Origin of the sequence: Neisseria weixii (assembly GCF_002327085.1) — a bacterium.
GTDB lineage: Bacteria > Pseudomonadota > Gammaproteobacteria > Burkholderiales > Neisseriaceae > Neisseria > Neisseria weixii.
The window spans coordinates 539,401-561,398 of sequence record NZ_CP023429.1; the positions used below are offsets into that span (position 1 = coordinate 539,401).

Annotated in this window: 15 protein-coding genes, 2 pseudogenes and 1 riboswitch; of the genes and pseudogenes, 14 read left to right on the top strand and 3 right to left on the bottom strand. The window is 49.1% G+C overall.

Annotated elements, in window-relative coordinates; all coding sequences use genetic code 11:
• Positions 1-48 precede the first annotated feature (48 nt).
• From CGZ65_RS02700 to CGZ65_RS02710, 3 genes are all read right to left on the bottom strand, one after another.
• A complete protein-coding gene (locus CGZ65_RS02700) occupies positions 49-1,575 on the bottom strand; it encodes an NAD-dependent succinate-semialdehyde dehydrogenase (RefSeq protein ID WP_096294721.1) in 1,527 nt (508 codons plus the stop codon).
• Positions 1,576-1,732: 157 nt separating this feature from the next.
• Entirely contained in the window at positions 1,733-2,368 is a 636-nt protein-coding gene (locus CGZ65_RS02705; RefSeq protein ID WP_096294722.1) for a biliverdin-producing heme oxygenase, read from the bottom strand.
• Positions 2,369-2,454: 86 nt separating this feature from the next.
• Complete coding sequence (locus tag CGZ65_RS02710) at positions 2,455-4,845, bottom strand: TonB-dependent hemoglobin/transferrin/lactoferrin family receptor (RefSeq protein WP_096294723.1); 2,391 nt, start codon at positions 4,843-4,845, stop codon at positions 2,455-2,457.
• A gap of 274 nt (positions 4,846-5,119) precedes the next feature.
• Positions 5,120-5,214: riboswitch (TPP riboswitch) on the top strand.
• Positions 5,215-5,332: 118 nt separating this feature from the next.
• On the opposite strand from CGZ65_RS02710, the gene thiM reads away from it, so the two are divergent.
• From thiM to rho, 14 genes and pseudogenes are all read left to right on the top strand, one after another.
• The gene (gene thiM / locus CGZ65_RS02715) at positions 5,333-6,130 is read left to right on the top strand and encodes a hydroxyethylthiazole kinase (protein WP_096294724.1); all 798 of its coding nucleotides are present in this window, start codon (positions 5,333-5,335) and stop codon (positions 6,128-6,130) included.
• A gap of 96 nt (positions 6,131-6,226) precedes the next feature.
• Positions 6,227-7,033, top strand: coding sequence for a bifunctional hydroxymethylpyrimidine kinase/phosphomethylpyrimidine kinase (thiD, locus tag CGZ65_RS02720; RefSeq protein ID WP_096294725.1), 807 nt, complete (start codon positions 6,227-6,229; stop codon positions 7,031-7,033).
• Positions 7,034-7,311: 278 nt separating this feature from the next.
• Positions 7,312-7,728, top strand: a complete 417-nt coding sequence (locus tag CGZ65_RS02725; protein ID WP_096294726.1) for an OsmC family protein — start codon at positions 7,312-7,314, stop codon at positions 7,726-7,728.
• Between the two features lie 506 nt (positions 7,729-8,234).
• A complete protein-coding gene (locus tag CGZ65_RS02730) occupies positions 8,235-8,981 on the top strand; it encodes a GntR family transcriptional regulator (RefSeq protein ID WP_096294727.1) in 747 nt (248 codons plus the stop codon).
• 59 nt (positions 8,982-9,040) lie between these two features.
• On the top strand, positions 9,041-9,943 hold the full coding sequence (locus tag CGZ65_RS02735) for a LysO family transporter (protein WP_096294728.1): 903 nt from the start codon (positions 9,041-9,043) through the stop codon (positions 9,941-9,943).
• A 78-nt stretch (positions 9,944-10,021) separates the two neighbouring features.
• Positions 10,022-10,795 carry a DeoR/GlpR family DNA-binding transcription regulator gene (locus CGZ65_RS02740; RefSeq protein WP_096294729.1) on the top strand — a complete coding sequence of 258 codons (774 nt, stop codon included), beginning with the start codon at positions 10,022-10,024 and terminating at the stop codon, positions 10,793-10,795.
• A 15-nt stretch (positions 10,796-10,810) separates the two neighbouring features.
• A complete protein-coding gene (locus CGZ65_RS02745) occupies positions 10,811-11,428 on the top strand; it encodes a glutathione S-transferase family protein (protein ID WP_096294730.1) in 618 nt (205 codons plus the stop codon).
• A gap of 219 nt (positions 11,429-11,647) precedes the next feature.
• On the top strand, positions 11,648-13,330 hold the full coding sequence (locus tag CGZ65_RS02750; protein ID WP_096294731.1) for a glutamine--tRNA ligase/YqeY domain fusion protein: 1,683 nt from the start codon (positions 11,648-11,650) through the stop codon (positions 13,328-13,330).
• A gap of 69 nt (positions 13,331-13,399) precedes the next feature.
• The gene (locus tag CGZ65_RS02755) at positions 13,400-14,026 is read left to right on the top strand and encodes a hypothetical protein (protein WP_096294732.1); all 627 of its coding nucleotides are present in this window, start codon (positions 13,400-13,402) and stop codon (positions 14,024-14,026) included.
• Positions 14,027-14,278: 252 nt separating this feature from the next.
• Positions 14,279-14,516 (top strand): annotated as a pseudogene (locus CGZ65_RS02760) (IS1595 family transposase); the annotation flags it as partial.
• Positions 14,488-14,930: pseudogene (locus CGZ65_RS02765) on the top strand (hypothetical protein); the annotation flags it as partial. The pseudogenes CGZ65_RS02760 and CGZ65_RS02765, both read left to right, overlap by 29 nt.
• 247 nt (positions 14,931-15,177) lie before the next feature.
• On the top strand, positions 15,178-15,750 hold the full coding sequence (locus tag CGZ65_RS02770; RefSeq protein ID WP_096294734.1) for a hypothetical protein: 573 nt from the start codon (positions 15,178-15,180) through the stop codon (positions 15,748-15,750).
• Positions 15,751-15,973: 223 nt separating this feature from the next.
• Positions 15,974-20,491, top strand: a complete 4,518-nt coding sequence (locus CGZ65_RS14555) for a calcium-binding protein (protein ID WP_096294735.1) — start codon at positions 15,974-15,976, stop codon at positions 20,489-20,491.
• A 191-nt stretch (positions 20,492-20,682) separates the two neighbouring features.
• Positions 20,683-21,945, top strand: a complete 1,263-nt coding sequence (rho, locus tag CGZ65_RS02780; protein WP_096294736.1) for a transcription termination factor Rho — start codon at positions 20,683-20,685, stop codon at positions 21,943-21,945.
• Positions 21,946-21,998: the final 53 nt, after the last annotated feature.

Here is a 21,998-nt window from a genome sequence, read left to right on the forward strand (position 1 = left end):
GACGGCCTGCCGGATAACAAAAAGATGCGCAATTGTACAAAAAAATGCTTAAAGATTCAATGTTTGGATAGATAGGGGCCGTCTGAAAATCATGTTTTCAGACGGCCTTATTTTAGCCTGCCAGGCTTCACGGCCCACGCCGGCGGTGACGATGTATTTCATTTCCAAATAATCGTCCATGCCGTATTTCGAGCCTTCACGGCCGATGCCCGATTGCTTGATGCCGCCAAACGGCGCGGCCACGTTGGATAAACCGCCGGTATTGACCGCGACCATGCCGTATTCCAAAGCTTCTTGGGTGCGGGCGATGCGGCCGATATCGCGGCTGTAGAGATAGGCGGCCAAGCCGAATTCGGTGTCGTTGGCGAATTTTACCGCTTCTTCGTCGCGGCTGAAACGGAATACCGGCGCGAGCGGGCCGAAGATTTCTTCTTTGGCGAACTTCATGTCCTGCGTGGCATCGCGTAACACCGCAGGCTGCATAAACAGGCCGTCTGAACCGCCGCCGCACAATAATTTGCCGCCTTTTTGCTGCGCGTCATCGATGAATTCCTTAACCTTTTTCACTGCTTCTTCGTCAATCAACGGGCCGATGTCGGTGCCGTCTTCCCAGCCGTTGCCGACTTTGAGTTTTTGCACGGCACCGGTGAATTTTCCGATAAATTCGTCATACACGCTATCTTGTACATAAAAGCGGTTGGCGCAGACGCAGGTTTGTCCGGCATTGCGGAATTTGCTCGCTACCGCGCCTTTGACTGCTTCGTCGATGTCGGCATCGTCCAATACGATGAACGGCGCATTGCCGCCCAATTCCAATGAGATTTTTTTCACGCTGCCGGCACATTGTGCCATCAGTTTGCGGCCGGTTTCGGTCGAGCCGGTAAAGCTGAATTTGCGCACACGCGTATCTTGTGTCAATACGCCGCCGATGTCGCGCGACGAGCCGGTGACGATGTTCAACACGCCTTTCAGAATGCCCGCGCGTTCGGCCAATTCGATAATAGCCAGCGCGGAAAGAGGTGTTTTGGAAGCAGGGCGGATCACAAACGTGCAGCCGGCAGCCAGTGCCGGTGCGACTTTGCGCGTAATCATGGCATTGGGGAAGTTCCACGGCGTAATCGCGGCGCATACACCGACCGGCTGGCGGATCACCTGCACGCGTTGGTCGGCGGATACCGCCGGAATGGTGTCGCCGTAAATGCGTTTCGCTTCTTCGGCAAACCACTCGATATACGACGCGCCGTAAGCGATTTCGCCTTTCGCTTCGGCCAAAGGTTTGCCTTGTTCCATGGTCAGAATCATGGCCAAATCGTTTTGGTATTCCATCATCAAATCAAACCAGCGGCGCAAAATGCGACTGCGCTCTTGTGCGGTTTGCGCCGACCATTCGGGCAGCGCGGCATAGGCGGCATCCACTGCTTCGCGTGCTTCTTGCCCGCCCATGTCCGGTACTTCGCCGACGGTTTCGCCATTGGCCGGATTGATGACACGGATGCTTTGGCCGCTTTTGGCCGGCAACCATTGGCCGTTGATGTAACAAAGATTTTTCAATAAGCGCGGGTCGTTCAGTTGCATGGAATAATCCTTTGAAAAGTTTCAGACGGCCTCAAGGGTGAATGGCTCAAAACTACACTTTCACATCGGGCTTGTCAATGTTGGCATCTTTGAGAGGCTGCTCAAAAAGTATCAGGCCGTCTGAATATTCAGACGGCCTGATACTTCAATAATTTGATTAATGACGGTGTGGTTGGAAACCTGCCGGTGCTTCTGCGCCCTCGGGTAAGCCAAAGGTTTTGCGCAAAACGGTTTTATAAAACTCAAATGCTTCTTTGGCACCTTGAATGGCTTCTGCTTCTGCTTCTGGTGACAAAGACAGCGCGTTTAAATGCTCGACAAATTCGCGCCAGTGTTTGCCGCGGCCATCGGGGTGTGGTGCCAGATGGCGTGCGCCATGTTCGCCGTTGTAATCCAGTTTTTGCGCGTGTTTAAACAGAAAGGCTGCACCTAAGTTAGAGCCTTCGGCGCAGTAGAGCCAGCCGATGGCTTTATTACCGATTTCCTGTGGCAGGGCTTTCTCATAGGTATAAGGCAGTTCACCCAAATCTTGCAAATCCTGTACCACTGCATTGTGGCGTGCCATATAAGATAATTGGGGAATGGCTTGGTTGAGCTCGGGATCTTGGTAGATGTGGTCGACCGCTTTGTGAAAAACCGATTGTAATTTGAGAAATTTAACATAGTTTTCGCGGCCGTCAAACGGAGCTACCGACATCACCAGGTTATCAACTGTATCATGAATGGTGGTAGTTTGTTCTTTTAAGCGCTTGGCAAAAGTAGATTCAGTATGGTTTTCATCTGTAGCTTGCATGGGCTGTCCTTTATTAATTGAAGTGAGTCAAAAGAATGAGTATTTTCAGATGGCCTGTGAATCATAGGATAGGCCGTCTGAATGAGTTAAAATTTGTATTCGAGTGAAAAAGCGTAATTACGGCCGGGTGCGTAGTAACGCTGCAGGCCTTTGTTGTCTCTATCAACGGCATTGGTGGTGCTGTAGCTGTAAATGCCGCGTAATGAATCCCAAGTGTGATATTGACGATTGAACAGGTTATATACACCACCGCGCAGGGTCAGGTTTTTGGTCGGCTTGTAGTAGCCGAACAGGTCGAATACGTAGGCAGATTTATTTAGCCACGGATAGGCTTCGACGGTTTTGGTAAAGCCTTTGTTGTTAGAGCCTTCGTAAACGGTATATTGGGCATCATTCGCTTTTTTCCCACCCAGATAGGTCAGTCTCGACATTACCGCCCATTTGTCGCTCGGGCTTTCGTAGTCGATACCGGTGATGATTTTCAGCGGTTGTGTGGAAAGCAGGCTGTTGTCGCCAGAGAGTTTGCTCTTGGCGTAACCCAATGCACCGAAGAGTTTCCATCCCGCCGGAACCGCAGGCCAGACTTTGTCGGCATTCAGACGGCCTGAAAACTCGATGCCGCGGATACGGGCTTTATCGATGTTGGTCATGTGCCAATAGAGCTGGCTGCGATGCGGACTACATCCTGACCAATATTGTGAATACCAATCACAAGTAGGGTCAACGACTGTTTCCAAATACTGCTCTTCCGACAAGAAATGGCGGTAGTTGCTTTGGTAGAGATTCAAATCCAAATGCCCGGCCGCACCTTGCCCTTGCAGGGAAAGATTGTGTGTGACGCTGCGCTCAGCCTTTAATGAAGGATTGGCAACCCAAGTCGCTGCCCCGTTGTTGAATGTGAAATACATTTCCGAAGCTGTCGGTACGCGGTAGCCGGCCGAAACGTTATAGCCTGCACGCCAGCCGTCGGCAAATTGCCAGCCTAAACCGGCAAACCCCGACCAGCCCGAGAAGCTGTTGGCATCGGGTTTTTCCGCGCAGTTGTTGCACTCGGCATTCAAATCTTGCGGCGTCATTTTGGTATGATCGTAACGCACTCCGATGTTGCTGGTGAGGGTATCGTTCCAGCGGGTGTGGTCGGACAACGAAAAGCCGTAATTACGGGTTTTGACCGGATACTGGATGGTGTTGGTGCTGCGGTATTTTTCACCTTTCCAGTAAATATCATCTTGATTGAGATTTTCGAATGCGCGCTCACCGATAAAGCTGCGTAAAGACAAAGTATGCTCACCACCCCATTGCAGCGGCTGGCTGTCGAAGCGAACACTTAAGCGCTTGAGACGTGTCATCATGTCGCGACGGTATACATTGTCTAAATCGGGCTGATCCCATAAATAAGGTTTCGGCCATTCGTCGGATGACCAATCTTGTAGGTAAGTACCTTTATAGTTGATTGCACCAACATGGGTTTTCTGGTAATCGGCATCCATGCGCAGCAAACCCAATACATCGGAATCTGGTGTGTATTCATAATAGGCATTGAAGTTGCGACGTTTATGCCGGTCATCGGCATGCCGCCAGTTGGATCCTATCAGGTTGTAAGAATCTTCGATGGTGTAGTTGTTGCCCTGTTGGCCGTTGATAGATGCACCGATGCGGTGGTTCTCGTTGAGCTGCACGCCTGCTTTGGCCAAGAAACTGTGGTATTTGTGTTTGGCTGCATCAGGAATACCGCGTGCGGAACCGCGGATATTTTCGCCTTCACCTTCTTTGACAGCTGCATGACCACGTCTGCCGTGGCTTTCGGTTTCGTGGCCGCGGCGTTGAGAATAGAGTAAAACACCATCAAAACGGCCGGTATCCCACGCTACGCCTCCGGTATTGGCCCATTCAATATTACGGCTGCTGTAACCACTTTTTAAAATGCCGCCGAATTTCTGTTCTGAATCCAAAATGTCACGAGCGTCCAACGTTTTATAATTCACGCTGCCGCCGAGTGTCCCACTGCCGGTGTTGAATGAATCCGCGCCTTTGGCAATATCGATTTGGCGTACCAATTCAGGGTCAATTGCCAAACGTGAGCTGTTGAAATTGCCGTAGCGGGCATACAGCGAATTTTCTTCGGAATCAGGTAAATTAACGCCGTCAATGCTTATGCCGACACGGTTGCCTTCTACACCGCGCATGGCAAAGCCTTTCTGATGGCGGCCACTGTCACTTAAACCTACATCTGGTGTATAGCGCACCAAGTCTTTGTTGTCGCGAATCATCTCGGTTTGAATCTGTTCGAGTTGCTTACGCTCAACGGAAGGCGGTGTCATGCGCTTGCCGCGTACGTTAACTTGCTGCAATTGCAATGGATGCGCAGCTTGGGTTCTGTCTGGGTATTCGTCTGAATTGATTTCGAATGCTCTAGTTGGATGGCTGAACAACAACCCGATTATTGCAGCCAAAGGAAGGATATGTGGTGTTTTCATAGGAGATGCGCTATTACATAAATTAAATTAATTAAAAATAATCAGCAATAAATAAAAATTAAAATCATTTATTTTATAAAAATGTATATCATTTTTATTTTTATATCAATATAAATTTTAACGTTTGATAACATAATAAGTGTTTGCTTAACAAAAAATCGATAAAGGCTGATTAAGTGAGTGAAGTTTATGTTGAAAATAATCGTACTGATCCGCTGTACACCAAACATTGCCATGGCACAATAATCTAAGCTAATATAGTCGAGCATTTTATTGATTAGAGTCGGGGTGCGGTTGTAAAGCTGCTGAGAACATACCCGTGAACCTGATACAGTTTGTACTGGCGTAGGAAACTCATCACAAGCATTGATTGCTATGAAGGCACAACCCGCGCATCGGTGGGTTGTGCTTTTTTTCGTATGGGAAGGCTCTCTATAGGCCATAGAACGAAGTGCAAGCCGTCTGAACTCTTGTTAAGGAAACCATCATGGATTTTGCCTGTTTAGAACACATGCGCGTGCGCAATCCTTTGGTGCACAGCATCACCAATACCGTGGCGGCGCATTTTACTGCCAACGGTTTGCTGGCGGCGGGGGCTTCGCCGATTATGGGCAATGAGCCTGACGAAATGGCGGATATGGCGGCGGTTTGCGAGGCTTTGCTGATCAACATCGGCACATTGGAACAATCCACCATCGCCGCGATGTTTGCCGCCGGAAAAGCAGCGAATGCACGCGGTATTCCGGTGGTGCTCGACCCTGTAGGCGTGGCGGCCACACCGTTGCGCCGTGAAACTGTGGCGCGGTTACTCGAAGAAATCAAGTTTGCGGCGATACGCGGCAATGCGGCGGAAATCGGTTTTATCGCCGGCGAAGCATGGCAGGGTAAAGGTGTGGATGCGGGGCAGGGCGCGGCCAACGCGGCGCAGATTGCGGCGTCGGTGGCGCAGAAATATCAATGCGTCGTGGCGGTAAGCGGTGAGACGGATTATGTTTCAGACGGCCAATCGACGTTTACCGTGAAAAACAACACGCCGCTGTTTCCGAAAATCACCGCGTCAGGCTGCTTGCTGGGTGCCGTGATTGCCGCATTTTTGGCATCGGAGCAAGGCGATGATTTGGCTGCGGTCACGGCGGCTTGCACCTTTTACGCCGTTGCCGGTGAAACCGCCGCGCAGGGCTTGGACGAACGCCAAAGCGGCACATTCGGCGTGAAACTGATCGACAGCTTGGCCATGATTTCGGCACAAGATTTGACCGCCAAAGCGCGTGTCGAGGCCGTCTGAACAGACAAACACGCAGCAATGTTTTGAAACAATTTTTCAGACGGCATGGTTTATATTGATGATTACAGGCCGTCTGAACGATTCAAGGAGAACAAAATGGCAGAAACATTCGTACAAAGCTTAACCATTGCCGGTTCCGATTCGGGCGGCGGTGCGGGTATTCAGGCAGATTTGAAAACCTTTCAAATGCGCGGCGTGTTCGGCACCAGCGTGCTGACGGCGGTAACGGCGCAAAATACCTTGGGTGTGCACGGCGTGTATTTCGTGCCGACCGACATCATCACCGCGCAAATCCAAGCGGTGGCCGATGATTTCGATATCCGTGCATTCAAGCTCGGTATGCTCGGCACGGCGGAAATCATCGAATGCGTGGCGGATAATCTGCAAAACCGACGATTTGGCCAAATGGTGCTCGATCCGGTGATGATTGCCAAAGGCGGTGCTTCACTGCTGCACAGTTCGGCGGTGGGCGCAATGAAAAAGCATTTGTTGCCGCGTACCGATGTGCTCACGCCCAATCTGCCTGAAGCCGAAGCCTTAACCGGCGTGAAAATCGACAACCGCCAAGATGCCGAACGTGCCGCACGACTGCTGCAAGAAGCGGGCGTGAAACATGTGGTGATTAAAGGCGGTCATCTGAACAACAGCCAAAGCGAAGCCTGCACCGATTGGCTGTTTACGCCTGACGGTGTGGTTGAGATGGAAAGCCTGCGCTTCCCGACGCCGCATACCCACGGAACGGGCTGCACTTTCTCTGCCTGCATTACCGCGGAATTGGCCAAAGGCTTTGCGGTAGAGCAAGCCGTGCAAACCGCGAAAGACTACATCACCGCCGCCATCAGCCAGCCGCTGAATATCGGTGCGGGACACGGCCCGGTCAATCACTGGGCTTACAAAGCTTGACGGCTGCAAGCGAGAGGCCGTCTGAAAATCAGCTTTTCAGACGGCCTTGAGTATGCGTTATCATCAGCAGCTTTATGTCTCTGATAATAAAATGCGTTGACCTAAAAACGCATAGCGAGAATATTGCCTTATGTTGTTTTAAACGCAGCATCTTTTTGCGTACCGAAAATCATTACGCCATCCGCAGCATTGGTAATTTGGCATGAAATTGTTTACAATACGCGACATCAAAGCCGTGTCGGAACTTCGCGCGGCGCTTACTTAAGAAAGTAGAGAATATGCAGGTTACATCAAAATGGTTGGACGGAATGTGCTTTGTCGGCACCGCTGAAGGCGGGCACAGCGTGGTAATGGAGGGTGCGGCGGCGGAAGGTGCGGTAAAACGCGGTGCCAGCCCGATGGAAATGTTGTTGCTGGGTGTGGCCGGTTGTTCCAGCATTGATGTGGTGATGATTGCCGAAAAGCAACGTCAGAAAGTAATCGATTGCCAAGCCACGGTAACAGCCAAGCGCGCCGATGAAGCGCCGCGCGTGTTTACCGAAATCCATATTCATTTCAAAGTCATCGGTCATGATTTGAGAGAAAGCGCGATTGCCAAAGCGGTGGAATTATCTGCGGAAAAATACTGCTCTGCCTCGATTATGCTGGGCAAGGCGGCTAAGGTCACGCATAGTTTTGAAGTGGCCGAAGCCTGAAAACTTTGCAAGCTTCCCATCTTTGGTATATTTCATCGTTATGTGCTGCCGGAAAGCTTGTTTGTCTTCATAATATGTCTTCGCTTTCTGCGCTGCGATAACATCGAATTGTATTCAAATTCAAGGTTTTGCAAAGGTCTTAGTGTAATTTTTCAGACGGCCTAATTTATAATGAATGAATATAGTGAATGAATCGGGAGGTTTTCAGGTAAAATAGCCTGTTAACGCAGACATGGAGAGATGGCGCGAAAGGCCGTCTGAACAGCATGATGGGTAAATGGAACCTGTATTGCGCAATATCCTGTAAACCGACTATCAAAAAAGCAGATATATTCAAGCTGTATCTTGAATATATCTGCCCATTTGAACCTTTTCTCTATTTAACCGCCTTGTAATACTTGGCTTTTCTTTAGAGTTATTGTGCAAGTTATGTTCTGAATTGTCAACAAATTTTATTAATATTGTAAACAACCCGTTTGTGCAAATGAAATTGCTAGGGAAATCAAATGAATAACCAAAATAAATCAAATCATACCGCAACCAATACTGCACCGGCGACATCTTCATTAATTTTGGAAGAGCGACATGATTCCGAGCTTTTCCGGGTTTATGCCTCTATTTTGGATGCCATTACCGACCACGTTTTACTGCCGGGCAAAAAGCTGACCGAATCTGATTTGTGCCGCCAGATGGTGTGTTCGCGCAATACTGTGCGCAGCGCTTTATCGCTACTGGCACACGATAAAATTGTCGATTTGCAGCCCAACCGCGGTGCATTCGTGCATGTGCCGGATTTGAAAGAAATTCAAGATGTATACAAGTCGCGCATCGAATTGGAAACCATGATTTTCAATTTATTGCTTGAATTACCGGATTTGGAAATACGCCTGCAGCCTTTGTATGACATGATTGAACGCGAGGCAGAAGCATCGGTAAACGGCGACAGCGTGGGTTGGAACCGCCTGGCCAATGCCTTCCACGTTGAATTGGTGCGTCTGTTGGATAATGACGTGTTGTTTGAAATCATGAATACCTTGTGCGCCCGTTCATCGCTGATTGTTGCGGTATTCGGCGAACGCAGCCACGGCCACGGCCACCGCACCAGCGGCCATACTTATAACGAACACCGCGAAATTTTGGATTTGCTCGCCGCCGGTAAACGCACACGGGTACTGAAGTTATTGCGCCGTCACTTGGGCGGCTGTATCGAGCGTTTGAAAAGCAAATACGAAGCGCAAAACGAATTGCATTAATTAATCTCAAGAAGAGGCCGTCTGAAAGGTTTTCAGACGGCCTTTGATGTGGAAAACAAATGGAAAGTTTGATGACCTTAGTGTCGGTGTTGGCGCCGATGTTTCTCGGATTTTTTATCCGCCTGCCCAAGCCTTATTTGGCATTGGTGGATAAAATGCTGGTGGTGCTGGTGTATGCCGTGCTGCTTTTAATCGGCGTGTCGCTCTCGCGCGTAGAAAATTTGGGTTCGCAACTCCATACCATCGTGCTGACGACCTTATTGTTGTTTGCCTGCACCATCGGTATGAATTTGCTGGCCTTGATGTGGTTTGACCGCCGCTTTCCTTGGCAGGCCAAAGGTTCCGGCCAAAAAGCCAATGTGAGTTTATCGGGTAGCGCCAAACAGCTCGGCTGCGTGGCTTTGGGCTTTGTATTCGGCAAATTGATGGCCGACGTGTGGCTGCCGTCTGAAAACTTGGGTATGTATTGCCTGATGGCGCTGGTGTTGCTGATCGGTATCCAGCTCAACGGCAGCGGCGTGAGTTTGCGCCAAGTATTGGTTAACAAGCGCGGCGTTCAGACGGCCACGATCATGATGGCATCGTCGCTGGCCGGCGGTTTGGTGTTTGCTGCGTTGAATGAAGATGTCTCGTGGCTGAAAGGCTTGGCTCTGGCTTCGGGCTTCGGCTGGTATTCTTTGTCGGGTCTGGTGATGACCGAAGCTTACGGCGCGGTGTGGGGCAGTATTATGCTCTTGAACGATTTGGGGCGGGAATTTTTTGCGCTGGTGTTTATTCCGATGTTGATGCGCCGCCATCCGAGCGCGGCGGTGGGCGTGGGCGGGGCGACCAGCTTGGATTTTACTTTGCCGGTTATCCAAAGCTCGGGTGGTTTGGCCGCTGTGCCGCTGGCGATTAGTTTCGGCTTTATCGTCAATGTGGCGGCGCCGTTTTTAATGGTGGTTTTTTCCTCATTCGGTTGAAGCCGTTAACAAAATTTGGCAAAATCCTAAAAATATTCTGCATAAGAACAATACGGCAGCCCACACAAAGAAAACACCATGAAACCACGAATCCAAAGACACGAAAAAATCATCGAATTGGTGCGTGCGCAGCATTACATGTCGATCGACCAATTGGCCAAAGAGTTGGACGTAACCCCGCAAACCATCCGCCGCGATATTAATTTATTAAGCGAAGAAAACGTATTGCGCCGCTATCACGGCGGAGCGACTTTGGGCGACGTGTTGGAAAGCGAATTGCAGCAAGGCAAGCGCAACAGCCATCAGGAAGAGAAAAATGCCATTGCGCAACTGATTGCCGACCAAATTCCCGACAATGCCTCGCTTTTTCTCAGTATCGGCACCACCATGGAGGCCGTGGCTGCCGCATTGATTAAGCAGCGCCGCAATTTACGCATCATCACCAACAATATTTATGTTGCTTCGATGGCCTCTTCCCGAAGCGACTACATCGTGATCATCACGTCCGGCGTGGTGCGTCCTATCGATGGCGGCGTGACCGGTGTGGCTACTGTGGATTTCATCAATCAATTCAAAGTCGATTATGCGGTGATGAGCACGCACGGCGTGGAAGAAGACGGCTCGCTTTTGGATTACGACTACAAAGAAGTCAGCGTGATGCAGGCGATGATGAACAATGCACGCGTGAAGTTTTTGGGTGTGGATCACACCAAGTTCAACAGCAATGCTTTGGTGCGCCTAGGCAACATTACCGAATTCGATAAAGTGTTTACCGACCGCGCACCGGCCGACAATATGCGCAAAATTCTCGACAGCGCCGGTGTGGAATGGTTCACGCCGCCTACGCGCTAATATTAGGAACAGAGCATGAAATTGTGGTATTCGAATACCAGCCCGTATGTGCGCAAAGTGCGTGCCGTGACAGTTCATCATGCCTTGGGCACACAGATTGAAGCCCGTCTTATTAGCGCTACGGCGTTTTCCGAACAAGCCGAACACAACCGCGATACACCGCTCGGACGCATTCCGGTGTTGCAAACCGATGAAGGTACATGGCTTTACAGCAGCAATGTCATTGCCGGATACCTGGACGCACAAGGCAGCAGCCACAGTTTATATCCGCAAGACGACAAGCGTTGGGTGGTATTGAATCTGCACGATTTGGCTGCAGGTATGCTGGACAACACCGTTGATATGGTGGGTGAAAAACTGTTGCACCCCGAAGCAGAATGGTGGCAGTCGCGCCATGAGCAGATTATCCGCCGCAACACGCGCACGTTGCCGGTATTGGCCGATGCCATCAAACCGTTTGATACAGAATTGAATATCGGCACAATCAATGCCGTGTGTGTGATTGACTTTCTCCGTTTCCGCAGCGCCTTGACCCAAGCCGACACAATGGCAGGTTTGACCGAACTGGCAGTGTGGACAGACGAAATGAATGCGCGTTATGCCTGCTTGGCAGCGACTCAACCTTGCGCCTAAACGATTTATCAAATCCGCCATCTCAGGTACAATTCAATTTTCAAAATTTCTTTCAGACGGCCTGTTATCGCCGTTTAAAATAAAAATAGACAAGACGGCAGCGACCGCCGTGTACATCCAGTACATAAGGGAGCCGGCAACGCTGTATTATTCTTTATTTTAAACGACCATAAAATCAAATAGGCCGTCTGAATCCTTATCTTTCATAAAGACGATTTTATGCTGAATAAAGAACAATTTGCGGACAACCATTTCATCCGCACCATCATCGAAGACGACTTACAAAGTGGCAAACACAGCGCCATCCAAACCCGTTTTCCGCCCGAGCCCAACGGCTACCTGCACATCGGCCACGCCAAATCCATCTGCCTGAATTTCGGGCTGGCCTACGTTTACGACGGCTTGTGCAACCTGCGTTTTGACGACACCAACCCCGAAAAAGAGAGCGACGAATACGTCAATTCGATTAAAGAAGACGTGCGCTGGTTGGGCTTCGAATGGTCGGGCGAGCCGCGTTATGCGTCTAATTATTTTGACCAGCTCTTCGATTACGCCGTCGGCCTGATTAAAGACGGCAAAGCCTATGTCGACGACCTCACCGCTGAAGAAATGCGCGAATACCGCGGCACGCTCACCGAGCCGGGCAAAAACAGCCCCTACCGCGACCGCAGTGTCGAAGAAAACCTCGATTTGTTCTACAGAATGCGCGACGGCGCCTTCCCCGACGGCAGCAAAACCCTGCGCCTGAAAATCGACATGGCCGCAGGTAACGTCAACCTGCGCGATCCCGTGATTTACCGCATCCGCCGCGCCCACCACCACAACACCGGCGACAAATGGTGCATCTACCCGATGTATGATTACACCCACGCCATTTCCGATGCGATTGAAGGTATTACCCATTCGCTGTGTACGCTGGAATTTGAAGCGCACCGCCCCTTGTATGATTGGGTGCTAGACAATATTCCCACGCCATCACACCCGCGCCAATATGAATTTTCGCGTTTGGAACTTTTGTATTCCATCACATCAAAACGAAAACTAAATCAACTGGTTACAGAAGGACACGTTACAGGCTGGAACGACCCACATATGCCAACTATTTCAGGTATGCGCCGTCGCGGTTATACACCCGAAGGCTTGCGCCTATTCGCTAAACGCGTGGGCATTTCCAAATCGGAAAACGTGGTAGATATGAGCGTATTGGAAGGCGCGATTCGAGAAGAATTGGAAAACTCTGCGCCACGTCTCATGGCAGTTTTAAACCCATTAAAAGTTACATTAACCAATTTTGAAAATGGCAAAACACAAAGTCGCCGTGCCGCTTTCCACCCCAATGTAGAAAGTTTCGGCGAGCGTGAAGTCCCTGTTTCCCAAACCATTTATATTGAACATGATGATTTTGCGGAAGAACCGCCCAAAGGCTGGAAACGCTTAACTCTGGGCGGCGAAGTGCGTTTGCGTCATGGCTATGTCATCAAATGTGATGATTTGGTTAAAGATGAAAACGGACAAGTCATTGAATTAAAATGCAGTATTGACCACGACACGCTAGGCAAAAATCCCGAAGGCCGCAAGGTAAAAGGCGTGATTCACTGGGTGTCTGCAGAACATGCTGCCGAAATCAAAGTGCGCTTATATGACCGCTTGTTTACCGTAGAACGCCCTGATGCGGTGCGTGGCGACGATGGCGAATATTTGCCATTTACCGACTTCTTGAACCCCAATTCAGCACAAGAAATCACCGCATTTGCGGAAAATATAGTCAATGATTTGCCACCTGAAAGCCGTTGGCAATTTGAGCGCATAGGCTATTTCGTTACCGACCGTTTTGAGCATAAAACTGGCGAAACACCTGTATTTAATCGCACGGTTGGGCTCAAAGACAGCTGGCAAAAGTAAGTTAAAATATTCAGGCAGCCTAAAAAGCAGATATTCAGGCTGCCTGAAAACCCATTATCGGAATTCATCATGCGATATTCAAATCTGTTTACCATCGTATTGGCCTTGCTGTTACTCAATGCTTGCGCACAGCAACTGTGCGGTAGCAGAGCCCAGCAAGTATTACCATTGCGTGCCTACTTTTTTCATCATAATGAGCTGTATTTGATAACCGATAAAAACGATTATCGCGTTACATCATCACAAGACACTATTCAAGACATGGAAAATTTTCTGGCTTCGCCACTGGGGCAAAAAATCATCGCCGATGGTGCAAAAACAGGGCAGCCTCTTCAAATCGTTGCCAACGATTTTCGCCATACATACGCTCCGAATACCATTGGACTGATGAGCAATAAAATAGAATTATCACATTACAGCCCAGCAGAACAACGCATCATGCAGGAAAAATACAAAATCAATCAGGCAAGACCGCTTTTATATATTGGGGGCGATGTCGAACTACAAGCCATCAAGCTGCCTGAAAGAGAAGAATTGAAAAAACGTTATGCGATTGAAAAACAAAAAATTAAACATGGCAATATAAATTATATTCGTGCATACAGCACTTGCGACCGCGTTACCAAGAGTTTGGATACGGCATTGGCATTGCCCATTATCTTTATTTTTCGCCCACCAATGGGCGGTGTTCGGTAATGATATTGTTGCGGTACATCATTTCATTTCTTGGGCGCAGATAATCTTGAAATATTTTCAAGCATGAAAAAATAGTCCGTAATGGCTATGGTTTCAGGCAGCCACAGCTTTGCTGGGCGGGCGCACATTATTTGCTCAATTATCCATTTAAGCTAATGGCGGCCTGAAACTCAAAAAATCGCCTAAGCCACTCTCCTAAAATAAAAATTTTATGGGGCTGAAGTAGATTAGCAGTCATGATAAGCTGCTAAAATGAAGATAACCCATTGCAAACCAAGAAAATCCATACAGAAAAAGCTCCTTGAATTTTCTGTACCGGAAGTGAGTGCCCGTTCTGCTGCGGATATTTTCAGGTATTCAGCCCAATTCAGCCATGCTGTTTTACCGCAAAATCCGCCAATTCATCGGGCATCATCCGGCACTGTATGCAGACGAAGTGTTTGACGGTGCAGCAGAATTGGACGAAAGCTGCTTCGGCGGCCGCCGACGACGGTTTGCTGGTAATTGACCGCAATTCAGACGGCCTGATCAACAACGGCGGCGAACTGTTCGGCGACAGCACCGTATTGAAAGACGGCAGCAACGCCGCACACGGTTATGCCGCATTGGCCGAGTCCGATACCAATTCGGACGGCAAAGCCGATGCCCAAGATGCCGGCTTCGGCAAACTCAAGGTGTGGCGCGATTTGAATCAGGATGGCGTATCTCAGGAAGGCGAACTGTTTACCCTTGCCGAACTCAATATCCAATCTCTTGATGCCGCCTATCAGGATGTCAGCACCCGTTTGGGCAACGGCAACACCCTCGCCCAAAAAGGCAGCTACCCCTTACCGGTGGCATGAACCGTAAAACGGGAAATTTTCTGCCGGTGGTAGATCATCTGCACAGTCGGTATGCCAATGAAAACAGAACCGTCTGCCATATCGTCTGAAACTTTTTTCAGACGATATGGTAGAATGTTTTGATTACTGTTTTTCTTTTTTAGATAACGTTTGATTTGTAATCATTACAATATAATCCGGATGGTTTATATTACTGGCTTTTAGTAAACAGGCTGATGTATAGGTCATCTAAAATATTGGGTTTGATAACTTAACCTACACTTACTGTAGTTTATTGAAAGAAATTTATATTAAACAAATAGGAAGCGTATGAAGAAAACAGAAGCAATAAAAAAATTTGATGCCTGGGTATATAAAAATAGAATAGCTATATTTTTCAATGTATTTAGCTCTGTAATATGTATTATTTTTGTTCTTTTATCTGGATTAGGAAGATTTAGTGATTCTCAAGAAAAAATAATTAAGATACCTGACGGAATCATTTATATACCTAAGTTTCAATCTAAAAACCCTTGGGTAAGTTTTATTTTTAATAAAAAAAAATATTCATTTTCATGCATAGATTTTAATTATCAAATGTGTAAGGAATTTCATAATCAAGAATTGTTGGGTTATAATGTATTATTTTTATTACCAGATTCTGATTATAAAACTACTTCAGGATTAATTTTAAATGGTGAATTTATCTCGGACAGTAATATCCATTTTTCAATTCATAATGACAAGGATAAATATTTAAATAGAGAAAAAAAATTTAGATATTTGGGTTTATTTTTCTATTACTTTAGTTGTATGTATTTTGTTATTATACTCTTATTAATTGCCAGAATTTTTTATATGGAATGTTTCTTAAATAAAACAGGAGTGAGCAAAAATGTCTAGTGCAAAGCAAGCTGCAGGTTATATTTTAGGTAATTACGGAACTATTAGTAATGCTACAAGTAATAGTATATCTTATGGTTCAAGTCAAAGAGGGACATCTGATCAAATAAGTGTTAGCCTTGGTGCGGGAAGTACAATTAGTGGTCAAATTGGTAATATCCGTGAAGCTGGTGGTCTAGCCAATTCTAGCGGGTTATCCCAATTCACAAAAGCAGCTGGATATATGGGAATAGCACAATTTGGTATTTCTTTAGCAAGTAAAGATGGTGATACATCTAAATTGACTTTGGGGGATTTAGCAACTCTTGGGGCAGGAATCGCAAGCCTAATTCCAGGAGGTCAGGTAGTAGCTGTTGCTTTTGCACTAGCTGGCGGGGCATATGCAATTTATGAAAGCAAGAATGGAGCAATCACGCTTGGCGATATAACAGATTATTGGTTTGATAAATTCAATGACCCAAAAAATTTCCAAGACTACCAAAACATCAACCGCGACGGCAAATACCACGTTTACGACCCGCTCGTTCTTGATTTGGACGGCGACGGCATCGAAACCGTCGGCACGCAGGGTTATTCGGGTGCATTGTTCGACCACGACAAAGACGGCATCCGCACATCAACGGGCTGGGTGGCTGCCGACGACGGTTTGCTGGTAATTGACCGCAATTCAGACGGCCTGATCAACAACGGCGGCGAACTTTTTGGCGACAGCACCGTATTGAAAGACGGCAGCAATGCCGCGCACGGCTATGCCGCATTGGCCGAGTCCGATACCAATTCGGACGGCAAAGTCGATGCCCAAGATGCGGGTTTCGACAAACTCAAGGTATGGCGCGATTTGAATCAGGACGGCGTATCTCAGGAAGGCGAACTGTTTGCCTTGGCCGAACTCAATATCCAATCGCTCGATGCCGCCTATCAGGATGTCAACACCCGCTTGGGCAATGGTAACACCGTTGCGCAGAAAGGCAGCTACACCCTGGTCGACGGCAGCAAGTGCGAAATGGGCGACCTGCTGTTGGCCAACGATACTTTGCACAGCCGCTATGCCGGTTCGGTAAAAATGACCGAAGAACAAATGCGGGCGGCGAACCTGCAGGGCATCGGCCGCTTACGCGATTTGCGCGAAGCGGCGGCATTGTCGCCCGATTTGGCGGAAACGCTCAAGGCTTATTCGGATGCGGAAACCAAGGCGGAGCAACAGGCTTTGCTGAACAAGCTGGTTCAGGAGTGGGCGAAAACCGATCCGGATTATCACGTCGGTTTCACTTTCTCTACCGCCATGATTCGAACTGCCAACGAAGGCGTTGCCCTTACACCTACTCAGGCCGGTTTGGTTCTGGGTTATTCCGTTCCGCAAGAATATTTGGACAAAATCCAGCACTACCGCCAAAAAGTCGCCACACTCGACGCGTTCTCCGGCGAAAAATCACGCGTGATGTTCAGCATGAACGATACCGAAACCAAGCGCATTTTCTCGGTTATCGACAAGGCATACGATTCGCTTAATAAAAATGTCTACCAGGCACTGTTGTTTCAAACCCGTTTACAGCCGTATTTGAACGAAATCGGTTTGAGAATCGAAAACGGCGGATTCGTATTGGACTACAGCGGTGTGGCAGCCAAGTTCGGCAATGTTTTTGCTGAAAACCCTGAAAAAGCGTTTGTGGATTTGGGGGAGTTTATTGCTTACAGTACAACAACCGGCAATGTGACCGAATTGTCGTCACTGATGGCGCAATACGCCAAAGCAGCTGTTGAAAACGGCACTTTTGAACAGTATGCGCAGATACTGGGTACGGAAACACTGGCGAAGCTGGGACATAAACTCGGTGGCGATACCGAAGACCGGTTAAATGGTAATGATTTGGCTAATTTGTTGCTTGGTGGCAAAGGCGATGACTATCTCAGTGGCAATAACGGCAACGATATTCTGGACGGCGGAGAAGGAGACGATACGCTGGAGGGCGGTCCGGGTTCGGACATTCTGAACGGTGGGGCGGGCAACGACAAACTGTACGGTGGCGGCAGTGAAGCCGACACTTATGTCTTTGCCAAAGGCCACGGACGGGATATTGTTTCCGATTCGGGTTGGAAAACCGAACACACCGATACCTTACGCTTCGAGGGTGCGAACTTTGCCGACGCGGTATTTACCCGCAACGGTAATGATTTGGTTGTCAAAACCTACGGCGGTGAAGACGGCGTAACCGTATCGGGCTATTTTAACAGCAGCAGCTATCGCTACTACGATTTCGCCTTCGACGACAAAACCGTTACCGCCCAAGACATGGCGGATATAAAGGTTGAAGGTGTCGGTACGGACGGAAACGAAAGCCTCTACGGCTGGGATACCGTTGACGTCCTCGACGGCGGCGAAGGTAACGATACGCTCTACGGTTACAACGGTAACGATATCCTGCGCGGCGGTTTGGGTAATGATTATGTGAACGGCGGCGAGGGTAATGACCTGATCGAAGGAGGCCAAGGAAACGACAGTCTCCACGGCGATAACGGTAACGATACCCTGAACGGCGGAGAAGGCGGTGACGAACTGCACGGCGGTTCGGGCAGCGACATTTTGAACGGCGGCGAAGGTGACGACAAACTGTACGGTGGCAATGGCCGCGATGTTTTAAAAGGTGGCGCGGGCAATGATTACTTGGAAGGCGGCACTTACGAAGCCGATACCTACGTCTTCGCCAAAGGCCACGGACGGGATACGGTTTCCGATTACGGCAATAAAGCCGAGCATACTGATACCCTGCGTTTCGAGGGTGCGAACTTTGCCGACGCGGTATTTACCCGCAACGGCAATGATTTGGTTATCAAAGCCTACGGCGGTGAAGACGGCGTAACCGTATCGGGCTATTTTAACAGCAGCAGCTATCGCTACTACGATTTCGCCTTCGACGACAAAACCGTTACCGCCCAAGACATGGCGGATATAAAGGTTGAAGGTGTCGGTACGGACGGAAACGAAAGCCTCTACGGCTGGGATACCGTTGACGTCCTCGACGGCGGCGGAGGTAACGATACGCTCTACGGTTACAACGGTAACGATATCCTGCGCGGCGGTTTGGGTAGTGATACCCTGCATGGCGGCGAAGGTGATGACCGTTTGGAAGGTGGTGAAGGAAACGACCGTCTTTATGGCGATAACGGCAACGACATCTTAATCGGTGGAGAAGGCGATGACGAACTGCACGGCGGAGCGGGTTCGGACACTCTGATCGGCGGAACGGGCAATGACAAACTGTACGGTGGCAGCAACGAAGCCGACATTTATGTCTTTGCCAAAGGCCACGGACGGGATATTGTTTCCGATTCGGGTTGGAAAACCGAACACACCGATACCTTACGCTTCGAGGGTGCGAACTTTGCCGACGCGGTATTTACCCGCAACGGTAATGATTTGGTTGTCAAAGCCTACGGCGGTGAAGACGGCGTAACCGTATCGGGCTATTTTAACAGCAGCAGCTATCGCTACTACAATTTCGCCTTCGACGACAAAACCGTTACCGCCCAAGACATGGCGGATATAAAGGTTGAAGGTATCGGTACGGACGGAAACGAAAACCTCTACGGCTGGGATACCGTTGACGTCCTCGACGGCGGCGGAGGTAACGATACGCTCTACGGTTACAACGGTAACGATATCCTGCGCGGCGGTTTGGGTAGTGATACCCTGCATGGCGGCGAAGGTGATGACCGTTTGGAAGGTGGTGAAGGAAACGACCGTCTTTATGGCGATAACGGCAACGACATCTTAATCGGTGGAGAAGGCGATGACGAACTGCACGGCGGAGCGGGTTCGGACACTCTGATCGGCGGAACGGGCAATGACAAACTGTACGGTGGCAGCAACGAAGCCGACATTTATGTCTTTGCCAAAGGCCACGGTCAGGACATTGTTTCCGATTCGGGTTGGAAAACCGAACACACCGATACCTTACGCTTCGAGGGTGCGAACTTTGCCGACGCGGTATTTACCCGAAACGGCAATGATTTGGTTATCAAAGCCTACGGCGGTGAAGACGGCGTAACCGTATCGGGTTATTTCAACAGCAGCTCTTACCGCTACTATGATTTCGCCTTCGACGACAAAACCGTTACCGCCCAAGACATGGCGGATATAAAGGTTGAAGGTATCGGTACGGACGGAAACGAAAACCTCTACGGCTGGGATACCGTTGACGTCCTCGACGGCGGCAAAGGTAACGATACGCTCTACGGTTACAACGGTAACGATATCCTGCGCGGCGGTTTGGGTAATGATTACCTGAACGGCGGCGAGGGTAATGACCTGATCGAAGGAGGCCAAGGAAACGACAGTCTCCACGGCGATAACGGTAACGATACCCTGAACGGCGGAGAAGGTGACGACAAACTGTACGGTGGCAATGGCCGCGATGTTTTAAAAGGTGGCGCGGGCAATGATTACTTGGAAGGCGGCACTTACGAAGCCGATACCTACGTCTTCGCCAAAGGCCACGGACGGGATACGGTTTCCGATTACGGCAGTAAAGCCGAGCATACTGATTTACTGATTTTTGAGGGAAGCGATTTTTCAGATGCTGTATTCAGCCGTTTGGGTAACGATCTGGTCGTTAATGCTTATGGTGACAGTGACCAGGTCAGCGTGAAGAATTTCTTCAGCAGTGAAAGCTATCGCTATACTGCATTTGAGTTTAGCGATAAAACGGTTGCTTCTGCCGAAGTGATGAATTACGCCATGTAAGCTTAAGGCCGTCTGAAAGCATGTTTTTCAGACGGCCTTCTATCCCCAATCCCGACCAAATACGGATAATATTTGACACGAAAAGCCTGACCGCCTAAAATCCCACTTCTTTCAGAATATGCCTTTCATACGGCATCATCTATTCTTTCAGACGGCCTCTGTCGTCTTCAATTCTATCAAAATCACTCATTATGCACGTTTCTGAATTACAAACATTACACATTTCCAAATTGTTGGAAATGGCTGAAGAGCACGGCATCGAAAATGCCAACCGCTTACGCAAGCAAGACCTCGTTTTTGCCATTGTGCGCCAAAAAATGAAGCAGGGCGAAAGCTTTACCTGTTCGGGCACTTTGGAAATCCTGCCTGACGGTTTCGGTTTCTTACGCAGCGCCGACACTTCATATCTGGCCGGTCCTGACGATATTTACGTTTCCCCAAGCCAAATCCGCCGTTTTAATCTGCACACCGGCGACACCATCGAAGGCAGCGTGCGCGTGCCGAAAGACAACGAGCGCTATTTCGCCCTCGTGCGCTTGGATACCATCAACGGTGACGATCCGGAAGCGTGCAAGCACAAGATTTTGTTTGAAAACTTAACGCCTTTATTCCCAACCAAACAATTAAAGCTTGAGCGTGACATTAAGGCCGAAGAAAACCTCACCGGCCGTGCGGTTGATTTGGTGTCGCCAATTGGCCGCGGTCAACGCGCTTTGTTGGTTGCGCCGCCGAAAACCGGTAAAACCGTGATGCTGCAAAATATTGCCCACGCGATTACGGCCAATAATCCCGAAGTCGAATTAATTGTATTGCTGATTGACGAGCGTCCGGAAGAAGTGACCGAGATGAGCCGCAGTGTAAAAGGCGAAGTAGTGTCTTCTACGTTTGACGAGCCGGCACAACGTCACGTTCAAGTGGCTGAAATGGTGTTGGAAAAAGCCAAACGCATGGTCGAACATAAAAAAGACGTGGTGATTCTGCTCGACTCGATTACCCGCTTGGCGCGTGCTTACAACACCGTGGTGCCGGCTTCGGGCAAGATTCTGACCGGTGGTGTCGATGCCAATGCTTTGCACCGTCCGAAACGTTTCTTCGGTGCGGCGCGTAACGTGGAAGAGGGCGGTTCGCTCACCATCATCGCCACTGCTTTGGTCGAAACCGGCAGCCGCATGGACGACGTGATTTACGAAGAATTTAAAGGCACGGGCAATATGGAACTGCACCTCGACCGACGTATGGCTGAAAAACGCCTGTTCCCGGCCATCAGCATCAACAAATCCGGCACCCGCCGCGAAGAATTGCTGGTGCCAAACGACCAGTTGCAACGCATGTGGCTGCTGCGCAAATTCCTGCATCCGATGGATGAAATCGAAGCCACCGAGTTTTTGGTCGGCAAGTTGAAAGATTCCAAAGACAACAACGAATTTTTTGAATTGATGCGCGGTAATAAATAAGTTGTCATTGTGAGGCCGTCTGAAACTTTCGGACGGCCTTAATTTATTGTATA

Excerpts from the sequence above, each read along its gene's own strand:
- CGZ65_RS02700 (WP_096294721.1), bottom strand. The coding sequence starts at position 1,575 with ATGCAACTGAACGACCCGCGCTTATTGAAAAATCTTTGTTACATCAAC.
- CGZ65_RS02705 (WP_096294722.1), bottom strand. The coding sequence starts at position 2,368 with ATGCAAGCTACAGATGAAAACCATACTGAATCTACTTTTGCCAAGCGC.
- CGZ65_RS02710 (WP_096294723.1), bottom strand. The coding sequence starts at position 4,845 with ATGAAAACACCACATATCCTTCCTTTGGCTGCAATAATCGGGTTGTTG.
- thiM (WP_096294724.1), top strand. The coding sequence starts at position 5,333 with ATGGATTTTGCCTGTTTAGAACACATGCGCGTGCGCAATCCTTTGGTG.
- thiD (WP_096294725.1), top strand. The coding sequence starts at position 6,227 with ATGGCAGAAACATTCGTACAAAGCTTAACCATTGCCGGTTCCGATTCG.
- CGZ65_RS02725 (WP_096294726.1), top strand. The coding sequence starts at position 7,312 with ATGCAGGTTACATCAAAATGGTTGGACGGAATGTGCTTTGTCGGCACC.
- CGZ65_RS02730 (WP_096294727.1), top strand. The coding sequence starts at position 8,235 with ATGAATAACCAAAATAAATCAAATCATACCGCAACCAATACTGCACCG.
- CGZ65_RS02735 (WP_096294728.1), top strand. The coding sequence starts at position 9,041 with ATGGAAAGTTTGATGACCTTAGTGTCGGTGTTGGCGCCGATGTTTCTC.
- CGZ65_RS02740 (WP_096294729.1), top strand. The coding sequence starts at position 10,022 with ATGAAACCACGAATCCAAAGACACGAAAAAATCATCGAATTGGTGCGT.
- CGZ65_RS02745 (WP_096294730.1), top strand. The coding sequence starts at position 10,811 with ATGAAATTGTGGTATTCGAATACCAGCCCGTATGTGCGCAAAGTGCGT.
- CGZ65_RS02750 (WP_096294731.1), top strand. The coding sequence starts at position 11,648 with ATGCTGAATAAAGAACAATTTGCGGACAACCATTTCATCCGCACCATC.
- CGZ65_RS02755 (WP_096294732.1), top strand. The coding sequence starts at position 13,400 with ATGCGATATTCAAATCTGTTTACCATCGTATTGGCCTTGCTGTTACTC.
- CGZ65_RS02770 (WP_096294734.1), top strand. The coding sequence starts at position 15,178 with ATGAAGAAAACAGAAGCAATAAAAAAATTTGATGCCTGGGTATATAAA.
- CGZ65_RS14555 (WP_096294735.1), top strand. The coding sequence starts at position 15,974 with ATGGGAATAGCACAATTTGGTATTTCTTTAGCAAGTAAAGATGGTGAT.
- rho (WP_096294736.1), top strand. The coding sequence starts at position 20,683 with ATGCACGTTTCTGAATTACAAACATTACACATTTCCAAATTGTTGGAA.